We start from the raw sequence: 17,476 nt of genomic DNA on the forward strand, positions 1-17,476 counted from the left end.
ATCTGATCCTCCGTAGTTTTTGTAAACATAGAGAATCATAAACTACTGAAATCGCTCAACTTAATTTTCGGTCGGGCTCTTAAGTTATCTCAATTAGTTATTCCCTTTCAATCCTGCTTATATTAAGAATACAATACAATATTTAAGTAGCAAATAGTATATCCGTTCCGTTGGAAACAGAGGACAGCATGGTCACGGCACAGAAAGAATCACCGATTCGCCCAACGACTCCGGAAGCAATCAATCTGGCCAAGACACTTCTCCGCAGTTCCACCCATGGCGCCATCGCCGTTCTGGATGCCCAAAGCCGGCGGCCGCTTGCCAGCCGCGTTGCCGTGGCAACGGATACGGATGGCACGCCGATCATTCTGATTTCGGCCTTGGCCAGCCACACACCGGGCCTGATTGCCAATCCATCCTGTTCCCTGCTTCTCGGTCAGGTCGGGAAAGGTGATCCGCTAGCCCATCCGCGCATAACCCTGCTCTGTCAGGCCAGACAGATTGACCACAGTGCTCCGGAATATGCACGTATTCGCCGACGCTATCTCAACCACAATCCAAAGGCTGAACTTTATGTCGGGCTGGGCGATTTTTCCTTCTTCTGCCTGGAAGTGGAAGGTGCAAGTCTTAATGGCGGTTTCGGCAAGGCCTTCAACCTTGTGCGGGAAGATCTGATCTGTCCGACAGACATCAGCGCACAGGTCGCAGAGCAGGAAGAATCCCTGCTTGCCGAGTATAATGACAAGTACCGCGTGGAACTAAACAATCTGGCCGCACAAATGGCCCCACAGCCCGCCGAAGCGCGCAACTGGAAACTCACCGGCATAGACCCGGACGGCATCAACCTCGTTCAAGGGGACAATCGTTTGCGACTATTCTTTTCTGATTGTGGGAAATCAAACCAAATGGTACTATTCCGGTTATACAATATGATCAATAAATAGGCATGAAACAAATTAGCACTTTATTTGGGACAAATCACACTTTTTTTATCCCACCCGCATACAAGCGAGGACTTTTCAAAGCCCAAATATATCATTAAAGCATAATATGTAGCATCATGCGGTTTGATGCTGTTTCAACTATTAGCAGTCTTACGGGGGTATGACGGCCAATGACCAATCAAGTTTCATTTGTGAATTTAACCGAAAATGTCGATCAGGCAGCTGAATTTTTGTCAGCGCTTGCAAATAACAAGCGCCTTTTAATCTTGTGCAAGCTCTTGAACAACGAAATGTCCGTCGGCGCTCTGGCCAAGGCAATCGACCTCAGTCAATCCGCCTTGTCGCAGCATCTGGCAAAACTGCGTGCGCTTGACCTCGTATCAACGCGGCGTGATGCCCAAACCATCTACTACATGGTTTCTTCGCCTCATATCGAACTGATGCTGTCGACTCTCGCCAGCCTTTATATCAACAAGCCATCGTCTTCGCGTCAGCGTGAATATCACCACACTGTCAGCCGCGCAAACGGATAGCTGACTTGTCAGGTTGCAGTCGCATAATCATGTTCGAAGGCAAACATTTCCGCGACTGCATCCATTTTATATCTGATCCATCCGATTCCAGGCTCGCGCCCTACAGGGATATTCGCGAGAAGGATCTTGTCGGCCGCGAACACCGGTTCATTGCCGAAGGCAAGGTCGTCATCAATGTACTGTTTTCGCAAGCTGCACGCTTTGAGACAGAGTCATTGCTGGTGCTGGAAAATCGGCTGATTGGGCTTGAAGCGCAACTGGCACGGCTGCCTGCATCTGTGCCAGTCTATGTCGTTGCGCAGAATGTCATGGATCAGGTTGCCGGCTTTCATGTCCATCGCGGCATATTGGCCGTGGGGCGACGCAAGCCGCAACCTGACCTGCAAGAGATCATTCGGCATCTGCCGGACCAGGCGCTCGTTACCGTTCTGTGCGGCATATCCAATCATGACAATGTCGGCTCCATTTTCCGCAATGCCGCAGCCTTTGAGGCCGATTGCGTGCTGATGGATGCAACCTGCTGTGACCCGCTCTATCGCAAGGCAATTCGCGTCTCGGTCGGCGCAACACTGAAAGTGCCCTATTATCGCGGCGAGACGATCGACACGCTGATCAGCGCGCTTCAGGATGCCCATTTCAATATTCTGGCGCTAAGCCCATCTGCGCCCGACAGCATTTATGCCATTGAAAAATCCGCCCGTCAGGCCCTGCTGCTTGGCACGGAAGGGGAAGGCCTGCCAAAACGCCTGCTGGAAAGCCTGCGCACCGCGCGTATTCCCATGTCCACAAGCTTTGACAGCCTGAATGTCGCAACAGCCTCCGGCATTGCGCTGTCACGCTTCAGCAGGTTTTCCTGAAACAAAAGGCCCCGGACACCGGGGCCTTCATGCGCAAGACCGGAATGTTTCAGGCCGCCGTCGCCTTTGTCGTGCCGGCCACCAGACGACGCAGCATTTCCTCGGCCTGTGGCTCGCGCTCCGAGCGGGCGATGAAACCACCGCCATAGACGCGGGCCGAATTGCTGTCATCGGAATAAAGGACACAGGCCTGCCCCGGCGCAATGCCGCTTTCACCATCAACCAGCTCAACCCAGGTCTGGCCATCTGCATGGTGCAGCACCGCCGGACGTGGCGGACGCGTCGAGCGCACCTTGGCATAGACTTCCATGCCCGATGCTGGCAGATCGCTGATTGCCCCATCGCCCAGCCAGTTGATGTCGCGCAGGAAAACCTTATGCGTCTGCAAGGCCTCACGCGGACCAACGATCACGCGTGCATTGGCTGCATCAAGATGCACGACATAAAGTGGCTCACCCGTCGCAATGCCAATGCCGCGGCGCTGGCCAACCGTGTAATGCACGATGCCATCGTGACGGCCGAGCACCCGGCCATCAATATGAATGATATCGCCCGGATTGGCAGCTTCCGGCTTCAGCTTGGAAATGATGTCGGAATATTTGCCCTGCGGCACGAAGCAGATGTCCTGGCTGTCCTGCTTGCGGGCGACAGAGAGCCCCATTTCTTCTGCAATCTTGCGCACTTCCGACTTCGGCAGATGGCCGAGCGGAAAACGCAGATAGTCGATCTGCTCCTGCGTCGTGGCAAACAGGAAATAGCTCTGGTCACGATCCGAATCGACCGGACGATAAAGCGCGCGATGGTCGCCATTGGCACGGCTGCGAATATAATGGCCGGTCGCCAGCGCATCCGCACCAAGCTCGCGCGCGGTCTGCAGCAGATCCGCGAATTTCACTGTCTGGTTGCAGGCAACGCAGGGAATGGGCGTTTCGCCGCTGACATAGGAATTGGCGAATGGATCAATCACGGCCTCACGGAAACGCGCTTCATAATCCAGCACATAATGCGGAATGCCGAGGCTTTCCGAAACACGTCGCGCATCCTCGATATCCTGGCCTGCGCAGCACGAGCCGGCGCGATGAACCGCCGCACCATGATCGTAAAGCTGCAGGGTCACCCCGACAACGTCATAGCCTTCGCGTTTGAGAATACCGGCCACGACAGAAGAATCGACGCCACCAGACATTGCGACGACAACACGCGTTTCTTCCGGCTTTCCCGGCAGATCGAGGCTGTTCAGGCTCATGATTATTCCAGCTCCGGGCATCGGCCCTGCTTTTAAAAATCCGAATTGCTGCCTCTATATAAGCCGCATGCGGCATTTTGCCAACATCAAGTCGTGCAACAGGCGATCAAAAATATGCGCCATCGCCTCAACATTAGGCAGCCCTCCCCTGTCCAGGGACTTTCCCGGCCAATTGTTAATGACATTTTATCAAGTATTACCAGAGCGTTACCAGAGGCTTAGCTCTTTTTTAAAGCTCCTTGTTTATGGTCGTGCACGATTAGGTCCTTGAGTGTTGTGTAGAGAGTACAATGACCGATCTGGTAAGACCGCGTATCAAGTATGTTATTGGTCCCGATGGCAGCCCGCTGACCATCGCCGACCTCCCCCCAGCCAATACACGGCGCTGGGTCATCCGCCGCAAGGCCGAAGTCGTCGCCGCTGTTCGCGGTGGATTGCTGAGCCTTGAGGAGGCATGCCAGCGTTATACGTTGACCGTGGAGGAATTCCTGTCCTGGCAATCCTCAATCGACGAGCATGGTCTCGCCGGTCTCAGGACGACCCGGCTGCAGCAATATCGGCATTAATATGGTCTGTCCGGAATGTTTCAGCGAAATGTTCCGCAACAGGCTTTCTCATTGTCAGCGCATGTCAAGTTCAGTGCCCTGACATTGCATGCCGGCATTTCTCCTCGGGAAGCAATGCCTGAATGATGGCTGGATTGGCCTGACAAGAGCACCATGTTTCCCATGAAGATCATGGTGCCCTGACGATCGGCCATTTCCGATCTACGGACCTGACAAGGGAACCGGCCCATGGGACCGATAAGCCCATGTGGCCGGTTTTCATTTGCACAATACCGTGCCCTGCGTCATCATGGACTGGCTGGCCCCTTGGAATCCGTTGGCTGAAATCCGCGGCTGGATTCAGTTACCGGCTTTCGGGGCATGGTGAAAGGAGGGCTCCATGACCGGTACAACGACCATCCAGAAAGACGACAGTTCTGATGGCGGACGTTACATTGCTGCCATTGACGGCGCTGCGGCTGAGATGACCTATACGAAGATCGGCCCGGCCCTGATCTCGATCGACCATACCTATGTGCCTGACCATATGCGCGGGCGTGGACTGGCGCAGGCGCTGGCCAAGAGCGCCGTCATGGATGCCCGCAAGGGCGGCTGGAAAATCATCCCGCGCTGCCGCTTCATGCATGTCCAGGCCAAGGAGCATCCGGACTGGTCGGATGTCGTGGTCTTTCAATAGGGCCGGAAGAACCGGCTTTCTACAGGCAAGGCCGGCCTTGCCGGCGCGGTCTCATGTTTTCTGGTAACCCCGGATACGGCTGGCAAGGCTCTTAAGCCCGCGTCCTGATGCCTTTTCGCTGTTCTTGTCGGTTGCGAGAATTTGTCCGATTGGGGAATCCGGCCCTTCCTGTGCTGCCGTTGCCGCAACCATGCGGGCGGCAAGATCGGCCATTGCCTCCCGCAACACGGCATTCTGTTCGGCCCTCACCGCATCGCTTGAGCCTGTGCGCCGTACCTGACGCTCAAGCTTTTCCTCCGCATCCGACAATTGCGCAATCAGTCGTTCCAGCTTTTCCTCCAGCTCGTCATTCCTGCGCTTTTCGTTCTTGAGCTCCGTCTGGGCGCGGGTCAGCTGCGTCGACAGCTCATTATATCGGTTCGTCGCATCCTTGCGCTCACGGTGCATATCGGCAATCTCACGGTTCAGTTTGGTCTGGCTGGTTTCATAGCCGCTTATTTCGTCACGTAAAGTCTCGGCAAGCTGCTCAAGCGCATGGACATGCGCCCGCAACCGTTCAACATCGGCCTGCAGAATGGCCGACTGTTCCAGCGCCGCATTGCGCTCGACTTCCATGGCATCGCGCTGTTGCTGCATCTGATCACGCTCATTGCAGCTCTTGTCCCGTTCGGCTTCGACAACGGGAATCTGTTTGAGCGCTTCATATTGACGCCCGATGACCACCGCCTGCTCCGCCCTGCTCGCAATCAGTTGCTGGATCTTCTGTTCCAGACGGGCAATGGTTACGGCATATTCCGCGCGCAGCCCATCCCTGTCGGCACGGATTTCCGCAAGCGTCATCGGCAATCCCACCTGTATCTGACGTTTGGCCAATGTCATGGCGCGCCGCCAGACCGTCGGCCCCAGCAGAACAACGAAGAACACCGTCACAAGCACACCAAGCAGAAAGAACAATGCAGACTGGATCACGGGGAAACACACGCTTTCTGTGAACGTTTAATCATAGAAACACGGCTGGATGAAAATCGCCATAGCCAGCTTGCAGACGCCATCATGAAAATGGGCCCGATCATGATCTGCATGATCGGGCCCTGTTTCCAAGCAGGCATATCTGTCAGAACGGATTCCAGGTCGGCGATGCGGACAATTTGAGATAGCCGATATTCACACCCAGACGCGCACCGACTCCGGTGCGGATCGGCACCAGCACGATATTGCCGCGCTTCAGGACATTAAAGCCTACCCCTGCAATCAGATAGGCCGAACCGGCAACGCCAGCATAACGCCCGAAGACATTCTGCACATCGTCCAGATTATAGACCAGCATCATCACCCGTGAGCCGCCGCCGCCAAAATCCCAGCCCAGCGATGGCCCCTGCCAGAAGGTCTTATGATCACCGGCATTCTTGGTATAGAGCATGCCTTCACCATAGGTCAGGCCGCCGATGAAGGCACCCGAACCCTCCTCGCCCAGAATATAGCCATTCGGCAGACCAAAACTCTGGAAGGCTTTTTCAACCGCCGCTGCCAGCCCGCTGGAGGCAGAGCCAAAGAAATTATGGCCGGCCTGGACGATTTCATCCGCCGTATAGCCACTATTGGCCCGCGCTGACGATGTCAGTGCGCCAAGGGCAACAAACAGCATCACCATCAGCGCCACTGCAATGGACACCGGGCGAATATTTGAGTGGGACAGGGATGGTAAGGCCATAAATCAATCCTTCTGGCTATCCGCTTCTCTGTCTGACGCTCCCGTTCAGCCTGACGGCGAGTTCAGGACGTTTCCGTCGAATCGTGGTCATTAAACGCAAATTTATTGTCTAAATCTTTAACGGCACAATTACGACACGGGCCGCATTGTCGTCTGGCATGGTTAATGGCTTGTTATTGCGACACTCCGAATGCCCGTGTATCCAGTTCAGGAAACAACCGGGATGATTCGCCCGCCATTACCCGGCGTGAGGCGATCGCCTGGCGCAGAGTTGAATCAATCATGAACAGCCCGACTGACTGTAATGGTCAGGCGGCTTCACCATCCGCGCTTCGGAGAGAACAACATGCCATTGTCCGTCAACCTATCTGCGCTGGATCTGGGAGCGCTTTTGTGCAGCCGGATCTGCCACGACATCATTTCTCCAGTTGGTGCCATCAACAATGGCCTGGAACTGCTGGAAGAAGGTGGCGCAGATGAAGATGCAATGGAGCTGATCAAGGCAAGCGCGCGCAATGCCTCTGCCCGCCTGCAATTTGCGCGCATTGCCTTTGGCGCTGCCGGATCGGCGGGTGTCCAGATCGACACGGGCGACGCGCAGAATGTCGCCAACGAATATTTCAGAAACGAAAAGCCGGAACTGATCTGGGAAGGCGCGCGCGTTCTGCTGCCAAAGAACAAGGTCAAGCTGCTGCTCAACCTGATCCTGATCGGCAATCAGGCCATTCCGCGCGGCGGCACGCTCAATGTTCTGCTGGAAGGCGGCGATACGGAACCGCGTTTCTCGGTCACCGCCCGCGGCCGCATGTTGCGCGTGCCGCCCAAATTCCAGGAACTGCACGCCGGCAAGACCCCTGAGGATCCGATCGACGCCCATTCGGTGCAGCCCTATTACACACTGCTTCTTGCCGAGGAAGCCGGCATGAAAATCACCATCGACGTCACGGACGAAGCCATCACCTTCACGGCGGAACAGAACGGCTGACAAAGGGCATTGCCGGCAGTTTTCCGGGCAATCCGGACTTTCACGAAACCCTGGATTGCCCAATTGTCTTTGCGCCGTTGCGGACGGGCAACCGCTTCCGCCTTTATCGCAACCGCTTCCGACGAAATGCCTTTTTCACCCAACGGCAATCCTGCAATGACAGCAAAAGAAAAGCCCCTCATCCTTGCGGATTTGGGGCTTTTGTAGGCATCGCCTGTGCGATGGCTCATGCGCTTTCGCGCAGTTCCTCATTTGGTTCGCGCAGCACATAGCCGCGGCCCCAGACGGTTTCGATATAATTGACGCCGCCGGAGACCAGATCGAGCTTCTTGCGCAGCTTGCAGATGAACACATCGATGATCTTGAGCTCTGGCTCGTCCATGCCGCCATAAAGATGGTTGAGGAACATTTCCTTGGTCAGCGTCGTGCCCTTTCGCAGGCTCAACAGCTCCAGCATCTGATATTCCTTGCCGGTCAGATGCACACGCTGGCCTGCGATCTCAACCGTCTTGGCATCGAGATTGACAACGAGCTCACCCGTGGTGATGATCGACTGCGCATGGCCCTTGGAACGGCGAACGATCGCATGAATGCGTGCGATCAGCTCATCCTTGTGGAAAGGCTTGGTCATATAGTCGTCGGCGCCAAAGCCAAGACCACGCACCTTGTCTTCAATGCCAGCCATGCCCGACAGGATCAGAATTGGCGTCTTGACCTTTGACAAGCGCAGCGTGCGCAGCACTTCATAACCGGACATATCCGGCAGGTTCAGGTCCAGCAGGATGATGTCATAGTCATACAGCTTGCCGAGATCGATGCCTTCTTCACCCAGATCGGTCGTATAGACATTGAAACTCTCAGTCTTGAGCATCAATTCGATGCTTTGTGCAATTGCACTGTCATCTTCAATCAAAAGGACGCGCATCTCTTATCCCCTTTCCGCGGCTGACCAGAAATCCCTCAAGGCAGCACACGGAACTGTCGTTGCCTTTATGTGAAGGTGCCACCGAATGGTTAACAAAATATGATTCTGGTTGGCAAGCACAATTCTGCCTCATTTAAAAAATTCTAATATCTATCTGTTTTTGATAGATATTAAGCTCCGACAAACCGCCAATCGGTACTTTAAGAAATTACCGTAAGTGATTCATTCGACTCTAGCTTTCACCTGTTGCCGAAAAACCACATGGGATTTACCGAGCCTTAAGTCCTAACGCGTATGATTAACCTTGCCGGTAAAGGAATGGTTACCAGGGACCCGAATTCTTAACTTTCTGTTTCGTTTTCTGGGGATTTCCCGGCGGCTGCGGCGGCAGCGATTCAGGTAAGAGAATCAAAACGCAAGGTTCTTACGGCGCGTCGCAACAAATGAGAGGTGCGCGACGGGCCTGTTAATGAAATGAGGGGGAGAACGCCCCAACGGGTAAAGTGCTTGGCTGGTGTTCAAGGAGTAATGCGTATGAAGCCACGTGAAAGCCTTGTCAGGCTGAAAATGTTCCAGGTGAAGGAAAAGCGTCGTCAGCTTGGCCAACTTGATCTTATGATTGGCGAATTCGAGCGCATGGCCAGCGAGCTGGATGCACAGATTCAGTCAGAAGAAGCCAAGGCGGGCATAACCGACCAAAATCATTTTGCCTATCCTACCTTCGCCAAGGCAGCACGCCAGCGTCGTGACAATCTCTATGTCTCGATTCGCGATCTGATGGCGCAGAAGGAAACGGCCGAAAATGAACTGCGCATCGCCGAAGCCGAGCTTGCCAAGGCAGAGGCGCTGGAAACGCGCGACAATGGCAGATCTGCCCGCGAATCCGCCGACAGCCTTGCCATGCAGCGCCGCGCCATGATCGGCTGAACGGACTTCCGACAGACAGATACAGGGCGGCATTTCCCACGGGATGCCGCCTTTTTCATGAAACCGTTCACCTGCCAGCGCGGCCTTCCCTCTGCCTCCGGCACGATCCCGAGAAACCAATGTTCAGATCTGCAATCGCCGCCTACAGCCTCGTCAAGGCCCCCAGAGCCCTGCAATGGCTGCTGCTATTGCTGGTCTCGGCCCTGTTCATTCTGCTGGGATTTGCCAGTGAACTTCCGGCTGCAGCCCTTCTTGGCGCCATGTTTGGTGCAATTTTCATTGCTGCCGGCCAAGCCACTGTCCGGGTACATCGCTCGCTTGCGCTCGTCACACAGGCTGTGGTCGGCGTATTTATTGCCCGCGCCATCACGGTCGAATTCTTCCTCAGCATGGGGCGCCATCTGCCGGTCATTGCCGTGTCCATAGCCTTCGTGCTTCTGGCCAGCATGGTGATGGGCTATATCCTGGCGCTGATGAAGGTCTTTCCCGGCACATCGGCGATCTGGGGCGCTGCCCCTGGCGCGGCAACGGCCATGACGCTGCTTGCCGAAGACCATGGCGCAGATGCCCGCCTCGTCGCCTTCATGCAATATGTCCGCGTCGTCATGGTGACAACTGTCGCCACTCTGGTCTTCCGCCTGACCCATGGTGCCGACACCATGACAGCCCCGGATGTGATCTGGTTTCCCGCAATCAACTGGCCGAGCTTTGGCCCCACCCTGCTCCTGATCCTTGGCGGCACGATCCTGGGCGTCATCTCCCGCATCCCATCCGGCGTTCTGGTCATCCCGCTCATACTGGGGGCCTTGTTGCAGGACTTCGGACTGGTGACCATTGATCTTCCGCCCTGGCTGCTCGTGGCAAGCTTTGTACTGATCGGTTGGCGCATCGGCCTTGGCTTTTCGCGCCCCATACTTCTGCACACGGCCCGCCGTTTTCCAGCCGTGTTTTTCTCAACCCTGATCCTGATTGCTGTCTGCGGCCTGTTCGGTCTGGCGCTCGGCCATCTGCTCGGCATCGACCCGCTGACAGCCTATCTTGCCACCAGCCCCGGTGGGGCGGATACGGTTGCCATCATCGCCGCATCAAGCGATGTCGATCTGCCCTTCATCGTGGCAATGCAGACAAGCCGCTTTTTTGTCATCCTGCTGATCGGGCCGGCCGTTGCCCGCGCAGTCGTGCGGCTTTTGGCCAGACGCAGTCAATGAAAACCCGGCTTTCGCCGGGTTTCTGCAACGGTTTCTGGCTTATTTCCCGTGGAAGGAACGGATGGCCTTGATGATCTTGTCCTGATCCGCTTCCGACAGATAAGGGTGCATCGGCAGGCTCAGGATACGCGATGGCAGCGCCTCGCATACCGGCAGGCCACCCGGCGCAACCGGATAATGCCTGTAAGCCGTCTGCTGATGCAATGGCTTCACATAATAGATCACCGACGGCACGCCTTCGCTTTGCAGATGCGCCTTCAGGCCATCGCGATTCTCACTCTGGATCGAGTACTGTGCCCATGCCGAACGATGACCGGCCGGCAGTTCCGGCACCTTCACCACATCGCGCAAGCCCTCATTATAGCGCTTGGCGATGCGGTCACGCGCGATCATTTCATCTTCGAGAATGGCCAGCTTTTCCAGGAGAATAGCCGCCTGGATCGTATCAAGGCGCGAATTGATGCCAATGCGGACATTGTCATATTGCGTTTCGCCCTTGCCATGGAACAGAACTGAGCGCAGCGTTTCAGCCAGTTCCGCATCATTGGTGAACATTGCACCGCCATCGCCATAACAGCCAAGCGGTTTGGCCGGATAGAAGCTGGTGGCCCCCACATGGGCAAAGGCGCCGCACATGGTGTTATCACGCTTGCCGCCAATCGACTGGGCAGCATCCTCGATCACAAACAGACCTTCACGTTCGGCAATAGCGTTCACACGCGTGAAATCAGCAGCAAGGCCGAACAGATCAACCGGAATGATCGCCTTTGGCTCCAGCCGGCCTTCCTTGCGGATGGCGGCAATGGCTTCCTCAAGCTGATCCACATTGATGTTGTAGGTGTCGGGATCAACGTCGACGAAAACTGGCTCTGCCCCCACCAGCGCCACGACTTCCGCCGTCGCAGCAAAGGTAAAGGACGGCACAAACACGGCATGTCCCGGGCCGATGCCGCGTGCCATCAACGGCATCTGCAGGGCATCCGTACCATTGGCGCAGGCGATGACATGTTCAACACCCAGATATTCGCCAAGGCGCTTTTCAAACTCGGCCACTTCGGGGCCCAGAATATATCGGCCTTCCGCAACGACCTTGGAAATAGCTGCATTGAGGCGGTCTTCTATACGCGCGCGTTGCGCTCCAAGATCGATAAATTGCATATCTGGCTCCACTTCCTGCAATCCGCACGCTCCCGCGCGAATCCTTGCCCCATAAATATTCGCAACTTGCCTTTCCCGCCACCTGCGAATTGTTCAAAGTTTTGCGAATATTGTAACACCACTTGACGACGCTCCACCTCGCCAAGCCAGATCAATCCTGCCTTGGATGCCGCACGGTTCCGGCCGTCAGAATGCGCAAGACGCTGATGGCTTCCCTGCCATTGGTACGCGGCTGCTCACGTGTTTCGATACAGTGCAGGAAATGCTGCAATTCGCGCGTCAGCGGCATGGCCTCTTCAACGGCGATATATTCCGGTTCGGCGGACTTGAAATCCCAATGGTTGCCCTCGCGCCAGACTTCATGGCGATAAAGCGCAAGCTTCCTGCCCCACGGCTCCATGTCATCAAACACCGCCATACCCTTCGAGCCAACAACGCTGAAACGGCGCTCACGATAGGGATTAAGGCGTGAGGCAAACAGATGCCCCTTGATGCCGCCCGGAAATTCAAGGTGCAGATGAGCAAAATCGCTCAAATGGTCAAGCAATGCTGCACCCTCGCCGCGAATGACGGAAGGCTCCTCGCCCGTCACGGCCAGAATCATCGACAGATCATGCGGCGCCAGATCCCACAGCGCATCATTTTCGGTGTGGAACTTGCCAAGTCCGACGCGGTGCGAATGGACATAGCCAATCTTGCCAAGTGCACCGGCCTGAACCAGTTCAAGCAGCTTTTCAAAGGCCGGATGGAAACGCAGCACATGGCCTACCATGAACACGCGGCCATTGGCACGCGCGGCTTCCACTTCTGATTCGGCATCGGCGACTTCGAGCGCGATCGGCTTTTCGACCAGCACATCCTTGCCATTCTGTACAGCAAGTGTCGCATAATGCGCATGAAACTGTGCCGGCAGCGCCAGAACGATGCCGTCAATGTCCGGACGGGTGAACAATTCCTCCACAGGAACAGCCGGAACACCGAACTGGGAGGCGAATCGCCCAGCATTATCCGGATTTGCATCCGAAACGGCCTGAAGCGCGCCAAGCGCATTCAGGGTACGAATATGGTTGCCGCCCCAATAGCCACAACCCAAAACCGCAATACGAGGTGCCATGAAACCGTGCCTTTTCTGATGCAGAGTTCCTTAATCGTGCAAATCAACGAAAACAAGACGAAAGCTGTTCAGACACGCTTGACAGGGTTTAATTCCCCCAATATACCGCCGCTATTCCTTTCAGGAAACGCGGTTGGCAAAACAGCCCGAAGCGGTTCAATCCTGAACGCGACGCGTGGCGGAGTAGCTCAGTAGGTTAGAGCAGAGGAATCATAATCCTTGTGTCGGGGGTTCGAATCCCTCCTCCGCTACCAGAAATTTCCCTTAAAATTCAGATACTTAGATGCCAGATCAGGCAGTCGGACGAGTGATTTTTTGATCTGGTTCACGGCTCGCACCAGTCTGACACCAGTTTTCCAGAGATTAGATCCAGACTGGGTTTGTCAACAGATGTGGTTCTTGCCCCACACCGATCACCGTTGGATACGCCGTTGGAGCACGGGATCGAAATCGAGTCGGACCGCGATTGACGCGGCCTACGTAGCAAACTGGAGACGGTCAGCATTATCTCGAAGCTCCATCGACTGACTAACCGACTGGGAAGCCAGTCAGCATGTGGCCTTGATTCCAAGCCAACGATCTGCGGCAGAAGGAGCTGGCGTTGAGATCAGGACCTTGCTCAATGCAGTCTGATCCCCAAGCCGGATCTGCAGGCGTCGAGCGAACGACCTACACCAAGAGCTGATGGGCCAGTGCCCCCCCATCTCTTCCTGCATGATCCACAACATTACAAGGAGCCGCTGCACCCATCACAGTGGGCTGACCACCAGCCTCCAGCAAGGTCGTTGACTTACGGACAAATGTTCTCACTTTGTTCCACATGATCAATCGACTCGCTCCCGGTTATGGCTACCCGCTCTCAAGGATGGTGGAACATCGCCTGCTCCTGCGGGTGCAGTGCCATTCGTGCCGGAGGGTGAGCTACTACAGGCCGGAGGACGTGATCCAGCTTTTTGGTGACGTGGACGTGAACAGCCTGCAACGTCGCATCAAATGCGAGGGGTGTCGCAGTAACAATTTTCTTCACATTGAGACCTTCCAGCCTGCAGGGTCGGACCTCTCGGGGATCAGGGTGAGAAGGCTGGTGGGGATCAAGCTACTCGGGTGCCAATCTGGAAGGAGGATTGAGCAAGTAATCTTTTCCGCTCCTTTCTCTTGCTCGTCATCGTGGCCGCCCTTCAATGCACTTGCTCCAAGCTCATCAAATTTGCGCCGGTGGCTCACAGCGCTCAAGATAATCTCAAGTTTGCAACAGTTTGGGAGACACGATGGCAGGCAGACGGGAAAGCGAAAGACTGCGTAGGCAAAGGGAGCGGCAGAGCGAATACAGAAAGAAGATGAAGGCAGAGCGACGTCCCAGCCGGGACGATATTGCGCGCGTTCTCTTGCATGCAGCGATCACGCAGGCTTGGAGGTGGAAGTACGAGAAGCGCGAAAGGATGCTGGCCTGGGTCGTGAACACGATCCTAGAGGGGCTGATTGCCCAGGGCTTTGATTCCAAAGCAAGTGCTGAGGCCATCGAAGATCTGATCGACAAGTACACCAGGAACCGATGGGAATTCAGGCGGAAGATCCACCTGCTGTCGCCTGCGGCTGGAGATTCGGAAACATCGGCTGGCACAGCCAGTGAGCCTCAGGATTGAGCGCCCGTGCTGACTTGACGGGCGAACAGAGGTTAGCCGCGGAGTGTTCCGCAGTGGGTAACTCCTTCCAGGGATGGGGCGACGGGGAAAGGCTTCTGATGAGCCTCATTGCAATGCCAAAACAAGCTTCCTGTGGATAACTTTCACCGCGCTTCAGTCTCTTTCGGAGAGCGCCGAACGCTCAAAACCCCTGCCGGCACTGGCTCTCGAGCATTTCCAGGTTCAGGATCAAAAAAAACCGGCAACATCCAGGACTTAGCAGAATTGGCTCAACCCTCTTGCCGGGCCGAAAAGTACCGGCAATACTCCTCACAGTCTCTGAGGAGGCGTCTCCACCATGGCGCTGCAACGCCACGATGGAGACTGACTCAGCCCTTCCGTAACAAGGAGCCAAGCTATGTCTGCTGATACCCGGTTTCTTCCATCATTTGAAGCCTCCCGGCGAGCTTGTGACACCCGCTTGTCACGACGGCGTACATAGCAGCGGCTCCACCCTGCGTTCGCCTGGTCGTCAAGACCGTCAGGCGAGCTCCCGACATCTCTCAACCTGAAACCTGACCAGCGTGGCCATGCCTTCGCGCGCGAGGATGGCGTGTGCGCGCGTCAATATTCTTACGAAAGGACACTCGACATGGGTGTGATTGCACGTGACGGCGTTTTCGACGCGGAGTGGATGGCCGAGCAGATTAATGCGCTGCGATCTCTCCTGCACGACCTCGAGCGGCTGCAGCGCGGCGAGCAGCCGGACAAGTCAGAGCTGGAGGATGCGCCATTGATCGCCAATTGGCGTTTCGGCTACCGCAAGGCGGTTTGTCTCGAGGGGACGATGCATGGCCATCCCATCCTCGGCAGCATTGTACCGGGAGGGATTACCTCCGAGCTCTGGTACATCGACCTCAAGCTCGGCTTTGCCCGCACCTATTCGCGCTTCTATCGCCTGGGCAAACCCGCGGGCCCCATTCCCGACGACATCGACTGAGTGCCGAACAGGATAGCTCCGCTACCGGACTGAACACTCGCCATCGATGACCGGCAGGGGCGGGTCCAATCGCACTCTCTCTCTGGAGGTTTGACCAGCCTGGTTCCCAATTCATGAAGGATGAACAGCAATGCTTTGCTCATGCATGCCTGAAGAGAAACAGCATGATGACGCCGCACTTGAGACTTTGCTTGACACGTTCCTCAAGGAGGAAATCGACCGGGTGCGCGCTTCACTTGCCACACGTGATCCCTTCCTGGACAGGTTCTTTTCAATAGTCTCTGTCGGTCAGTCGGCGCTGGACGGGAAAGACAATCTGTTCAATCGCGTCTTTCCGGCACTCTTGCGGACCGCAGACCTGACAGTCGTGGAGTCCGACAAGAACGGACCTTGTATTTTCAGCTCGGCTCTCGAGCACGTAAGACGTGGAAGCTGGGAAAACCTGCCCCGCCTGCCTTCTGGAGACGAACAGAAACCGGTCGGGACCTACGGCCGTCCTGTCTGGGTGGAGTTTGACGCGATGGCGCAGCGAATTCTCTTCGTCGACCACGTCTGGGACACGAGTTCCGCTTCATTCGCAGAACGGCGCTGCCGGTTCATGGCTGCCACATTGTCCGCCGTGGACAGGCTTTCCCAGAACCAAGGCTTCTTCCTTGGCCACGCACGGCTGTCGGAATGGCGATCATCGACTGTTCGGACAGAGCGTCAGACCCCATGCAAGGCGTCTATCGTGTGAGCGAGATCGATCAGATCATTGGTACCACCGGGATAGGCCGGTCACTAAACGACGTGCTATGCCGGTTCCAGGACATGGTGCGGGAGGAGCTTGAAAAGGCTGCAGCGGAGACTCAGTCTGAAGCAGAGGCAGAAACAGGATTCTAGCTGGATTTTCCCCTCAGACTGTACGATCCGGAGGATGAGTAGCCAGCACGATCAATGGCGGCAGCCGATGCTTCGACCGGCAGCAACGAATGGAACCACCCCAAGGCATGCCGGCAAGTTCAAAATTTTCGATTCAGGTGCAAACGGCGTTTGAAGAAGTAATGGGGGGAATAGAAGACGAGAGAGACAACGACGTTTACACAGGCGACAAGTTTCTTGCCCCAAGGACCACCTATCTTCCCCACTCTTGGAAACAAGAGCGCCATCCTGCGACCTCAATACCGGAGAGCTGCAGTCTCGATCAACCTGGTCGGGCGTACGCCTCACTGAGCGTTCTCCGAGTAGAGGGCGAAACTCATGGTTCATGTGCCTGGAGCCCATGGCGCGGCTCCCACTGGCACCGGCCCTCGGCGGATGGCCCGGATCACAAGAAGGCTACCTCCTCGCTCCCTGCCCCACCCTCCAAACGCCGTTTCCTCCTGAATCGTTTTTCTCGAAACCTGAAACGATTATCCAGACATCTGAATCGGAAATATCCAGTTCTGAATCGGATTACCGAAAATTATTTCAAATCGAGAAGTTGCCGGAAAATCAGAACGGCGTGCACACAAGTCAAATCAAGGTACCGGTGTCTGACTTCAGCACGTATGGGACAAATTTGAGCATTTGATTAACGGAGGATTTCTGGTTCATTTTATCCATTGGGAGCTTGAGATGACACAGAAGCCCGGAACCTCCAAAGCCTCTGCTGATAAGCTGATCAAAAACATTCGCCGCAAGACCCGGCAGAATTATTCCGCCGAGGAGAAAATCCGCATTGTTTTAGCTGGACTACGCGGAGAAGAAAGTATTTCCGCGTTATGCCGTCGCGAAGGTATAGCCGAAAGCCTTTATTACAGTTGGTCCAAAGAGTTCCTCGAGGCTGGGAAACGGCGACTATCCGGTGACACGACCCGTCAAGCAACTTCGCTGGAAGTGAAGGATCTGCGCGCTGAAACCTTGGCTTTAAAAGAATGCGTTGCTGATCTTACACTTGAAATCGGATGGTGACGGAGCATGAAGCCGAACATCCCTCCCGCTGGGCGGCGGTATCATCGATAGCGGCCAAGATCGGCTGTTCAG

The 17,476-nt window shown here is 55.6% G+C and carries 18 protein-coding genes, 1 tRNA gene and 1 pseudogene; 14 read left to right on the forward strand and 6 right to left on the reverse strand.

Annotated features, from left to right (window positions below):
* The first annotated feature begins 188 nt into the window (after positions 1-188).
* The 3 genes from ACFO1V_RS10330 (at position 189) to ACFO1V_RS10340 (ending at position 2,334) form a co-directional block, all read left to right on the forward strand.
* On the forward strand, positions 189-944 hold the full coding sequence (locus tag ACFO1V_RS10330; protein ID WP_374834236.1) for a HugZ family pyridoxamine 5'-phosphate oxidase: 756 nt from the start codon (positions 189-191) through the stop codon (positions 942-944).
* Positions 945-1,114: 170 nt separating this feature from the next.
* Positions 1,115-1,477 (forward strand): ArsR/SmtB family transcription factor, encoded by a 363-nt coding sequence (locus ACFO1V_RS10335; RefSeq protein WP_374834238.1) that lies wholly within the window; start codon positions 1,115-1,117, stop codon positions 1,475-1,477.
* Positions 1,478-1,506: 29 nt separating this feature from the next.
* A complete protein-coding gene (locus tag ACFO1V_RS10340; protein ID WP_374834240.1) occupies positions 1,507-2,334 on the forward strand; it encodes a TrmH family RNA methyltransferase in 828 nt (275 codons plus the stop codon).
* A 49-nt stretch (positions 2,335-2,383) separates the two neighbouring features.
* Here the strand turns inward: ACFO1V_RS10340 and mnmA are convergent, their stop codons facing one another.
* Complete coding sequence (mnmA, locus tag ACFO1V_RS10345; protein ID WP_374834242.1) at positions 2,384-3,580, reverse strand: tRNA 2-thiouridine(34) synthase MnmA; 1,197 nt, start codon at positions 3,578-3,580, stop codon at positions 2,384-2,386.
* Between the two features lie 290 nt (positions 3,581-3,870).
* Between mnmA and sciP the strand changes: the two genes are divergently transcribed.
* Positions 3,871-4,146, forward strand: coding sequence for a CtrA inhibitor SciP (gene sciP / locus ACFO1V_RS10350; RefSeq protein WP_374834244.1), 276 nt, complete (start codon positions 3,871-3,873; stop codon positions 4,144-4,146).
* Between the two features lie 379 nt (positions 4,147-4,525).
* Positions 4,526-4,822, forward strand: coding sequence for a GNAT family N-acetyltransferase (locus ACFO1V_RS10355; protein ID WP_374834246.1), 297 nt, complete (start codon positions 4,526-4,528; stop codon positions 4,820-4,822).
* 51 nt (positions 4,823-4,873) lie between these two features.
* Here ACFO1V_RS10355 and ACFO1V_RS10360 read toward each other — a convergent pair whose 3' ends face one another.
* Positions 4,874-5,791, reverse strand: coding sequence for a coiled-coil domain-containing protein (locus ACFO1V_RS10360; protein ID WP_374834248.1), 918 nt, complete (start codon positions 5,789-5,791; stop codon positions 4,874-4,876).
* A gap of 145 nt (positions 5,792-5,936) precedes the next feature.
* A complete protein-coding gene (locus ACFO1V_RS10365; protein ID WP_374834250.1) occupies positions 5,937-6,533 on the reverse strand; it encodes a DUF1134 domain-containing protein in 597 nt (198 codons plus the stop codon).
* Between the two features lie 346 nt (positions 6,534-6,879).
* Here ACFO1V_RS10365 and chpT point away from each other — a divergent pair, with 346 nt between their 5' ends.
* Positions 6,880-7,518: a histidine phosphotransferase ChpT gene (gene chpT, locus ACFO1V_RS10370; RefSeq protein ID WP_374834252.1), complete on the forward strand. Its 639-nt coding sequence runs from the start codon at positions 6,880-6,882 to the stop codon at positions 7,516-7,518.
* Positions 7,519-7,744: 226 nt separating this feature from the next.
* On the opposite strand, the gene ctrA is transcribed toward chpT, so the two are convergent.
* Entirely contained in the window at positions 7,745-8,443 is a 699-nt protein-coding gene (gene ctrA / locus ACFO1V_RS10375; RefSeq protein ID WP_374834254.1) for a response regulator transcription factor CtrA, read from the reverse strand.
* 534 nt (positions 8,444-8,977) lie between these two features.
* On the opposite strand from ctrA, the gene ACFO1V_RS10380 reads away from it, so the two are divergent.
* Positions 8,978-9,370, forward strand: coding sequence for a flagellar export protein FliJ (locus ACFO1V_RS10380; protein WP_374834256.1), 393 nt, complete (start codon positions 8,978-8,980; stop codon positions 9,368-9,370).
* A 119-nt stretch (positions 9,371-9,489) separates the two neighbouring features.
* Positions 9,490-10,578 carry an AbrB family transcriptional regulator gene (locus ACFO1V_RS10385; protein ID WP_374834258.1) on the forward strand — a complete coding sequence of 363 codons (1,089 nt, stop codon included), beginning with the start codon at positions 9,490-9,492 and terminating at the stop codon, positions 10,576-10,578.
* A gap of 39 nt (positions 10,579-10,617) precedes the next feature.
* Here the strand turns inward: ACFO1V_RS10385 and ACFO1V_RS10390 are convergent, their stop codons facing one another.
* Together ACFO1V_RS10390 and ACFO1V_RS10395 are read right to left on the reverse strand one after the other, a co-directional pair.
* A complete protein-coding gene (locus ACFO1V_RS10390) occupies positions 10,618-11,736 on the reverse strand; it encodes a DegT/DnrJ/EryC1/StrS family aminotransferase (RefSeq protein ID WP_374834260.1) in 1,119 nt (372 codons plus the stop codon).
* A gap of 151 nt (positions 11,737-11,887) precedes the next feature.
* A complete protein-coding gene (locus ACFO1V_RS10395; RefSeq protein WP_374834262.1) occupies positions 11,888-12,850 on the reverse strand; it encodes a Gfo/Idh/MocA family protein in 963 nt (320 codons plus the stop codon).
* A gap of 177 nt (positions 12,851-13,027) precedes the next feature.
* Between ACFO1V_RS10395 and ACFO1V_RS10400 the strand changes: the two genes are divergently transcribed.
* The 6 genes and pseudogenes from ACFO1V_RS10400 to ACFO1V_RS10425 form a co-directional block, all read left to right on the forward strand.
* Positions 13,028-13,104 (forward strand) — tRNA-Met (locus ACFO1V_RS10400).
* A gap of 1,014 nt (positions 13,105-14,118) precedes the next feature.
* Positions 14,119-14,493 (forward strand): hypothetical protein, encoded by a 375-nt coding sequence (locus tag ACFO1V_RS10405; RefSeq protein WP_374834264.1) that lies wholly within the window; start codon positions 14,119-14,121, stop codon positions 14,491-14,493.
* Positions 14,494-15,124: 631 nt separating this feature from the next.
* A complete protein-coding gene (locus ACFO1V_RS10410; protein ID WP_374834266.1) occupies positions 15,125-15,472 on the forward strand; it encodes a DUF6634 family protein in 348 nt (115 codons plus the stop codon).
* Between the two features lie 145 nt (positions 15,473-15,617).
* On the forward strand, positions 15,618-16,208 hold the full coding sequence (locus tag ACFO1V_RS10415) for a hypothetical protein (RefSeq protein WP_374834268.1): 591 nt from the start codon (positions 15,618-15,620) through the stop codon (positions 16,206-16,208).
* A 525-nt stretch (positions 16,209-16,733) separates the two neighbouring features.
* Positions 16,734-17,024: a hypothetical protein gene (locus ACFO1V_RS10420; protein WP_380075101.1), complete on the forward strand. Its 291-nt coding sequence runs from the start codon at positions 16,734-16,736 to the stop codon at positions 17,022-17,024.
* Between the two features lie 44 nt (positions 17,025-17,068).
* Positions 17,069-17,392, forward strand: a pseudogene (locus ACFO1V_RS10425) (transposase); the annotation flags it as partial.
* Positions 17,393-17,476 lie beyond the last annotated feature (84 nt).

This window comes from Daeguia caeni, assembly GCF_042653845.1.
GTDB lineage: Bacteria > Pseudomonadota > Alphaproteobacteria > Rhizobiales > Rhizobiaceae > Brucella > Brucella caeni.

Bases quoted from the DNA above. Each gene is read 5' to 3' on its own strand.
- ACFO1V_RS10415 (WP_374834268.1), top strand. From the start codon at position 15,618: ATGCCTGAAGAGAAACAGCATGATGACGCCGCACTTGAGACTTTGCTT.
- ACFO1V_RS10395 (WP_374834262.1), bottom strand. From the start codon at position 12,850: ATGGCACCTCGTATTGCGGTTTTGGGTTGTGGCTATTGGGGCGGCAAC.
- ACFO1V_RS10410 (WP_374834266.1), top strand. From the start codon at position 15,125: ATGGGTGTGATTGCACGTGACGGCGTTTTCGACGCGGAGTGGATGGCC.
- ACFO1V_RS10355 (WP_374834246.1), top strand. From the start codon at position 4,526: ATGACCGGTACAACGACCATCCAGAAAGACGACAGTTCTGATGGCGGA.
- sciP (WP_374834244.1), top strand. From the start codon at position 3,871: ATGACCGATCTGGTAAGACCGCGTATCAAGTATGTTATTGGTCCCGAT.
- ACFO1V_RS10340 (WP_374834240.1), top strand. From the start codon at position 1,507: ATGTTCGAAGGCAAACATTTCCGCGACTGCATCCATTTTATATCTGAT.
- ACFO1V_RS10385 (WP_374834258.1), top strand. From the start codon at position 9,490: ATGTTCAGATCTGCAATCGCCGCCTACAGCCTCGTCAAGGCCCCCAGA.
- mnmA (WP_374834242.1), bottom strand. From the start codon at position 3,580: ATGAGCCTGAACAGCCTCGATCTGCCGGGAAAGCCGGAAGAAACGCGT.
- ACFO1V_RS10420 (WP_380075101.1), top strand. From the start codon at position 16,734: ATGGCGCGGCTCCCACTGGCACCGGCCCTCGGCGGATGGCCCGGATCA.
- ACFO1V_RS10405 (WP_374834264.1), top strand. From the start codon at position 14,119: ATGGCAGGCAGACGGGAAAGCGAAAGACTGCGTAGGCAAAGGGAGCGG.
- ACFO1V_RS10330 (WP_374834236.1), top strand. From the start codon at position 189: ATGGTCACGGCACAGAAAGAATCACCGATTCGCCCAACGACTCCGGAA.
- ACFO1V_RS10365 (WP_374834250.1), bottom strand. From the start codon at position 6,533: ATGGCCTTACCATCCCTGTCCCACTCAAATATTCGCCCGGTGTCCATT.
- chpT (WP_374834252.1), top strand. From the start codon at position 6,880: ATGCCATTGTCCGTCAACCTATCTGCGCTGGATCTGGGAGCGCTTTTG.
- ACFO1V_RS10390 (WP_374834260.1), bottom strand. From the start codon at position 11,736: ATGCAATTTATCGATCTTGGAGCGCAACGCGCGCGTATAGAAGACCGC.
- ctrA (WP_374834254.1), bottom strand. From the start codon at position 8,443: ATGCGCGTCCTTTTGATTGAAGATGACAGTGCAATTGCACAAAGCATC.
- ACFO1V_RS10380 (WP_374834256.1), top strand. From the start codon at position 8,978: ATGAAGCCACGTGAAAGCCTTGTCAGGCTGAAAATGTTCCAGGTGAAG.
- ACFO1V_RS10335 (WP_374834238.1), top strand. From the start codon at position 1,115: ATGACCAATCAAGTTTCATTTGTGAATTTAACCGAAAATGTCGATCAG.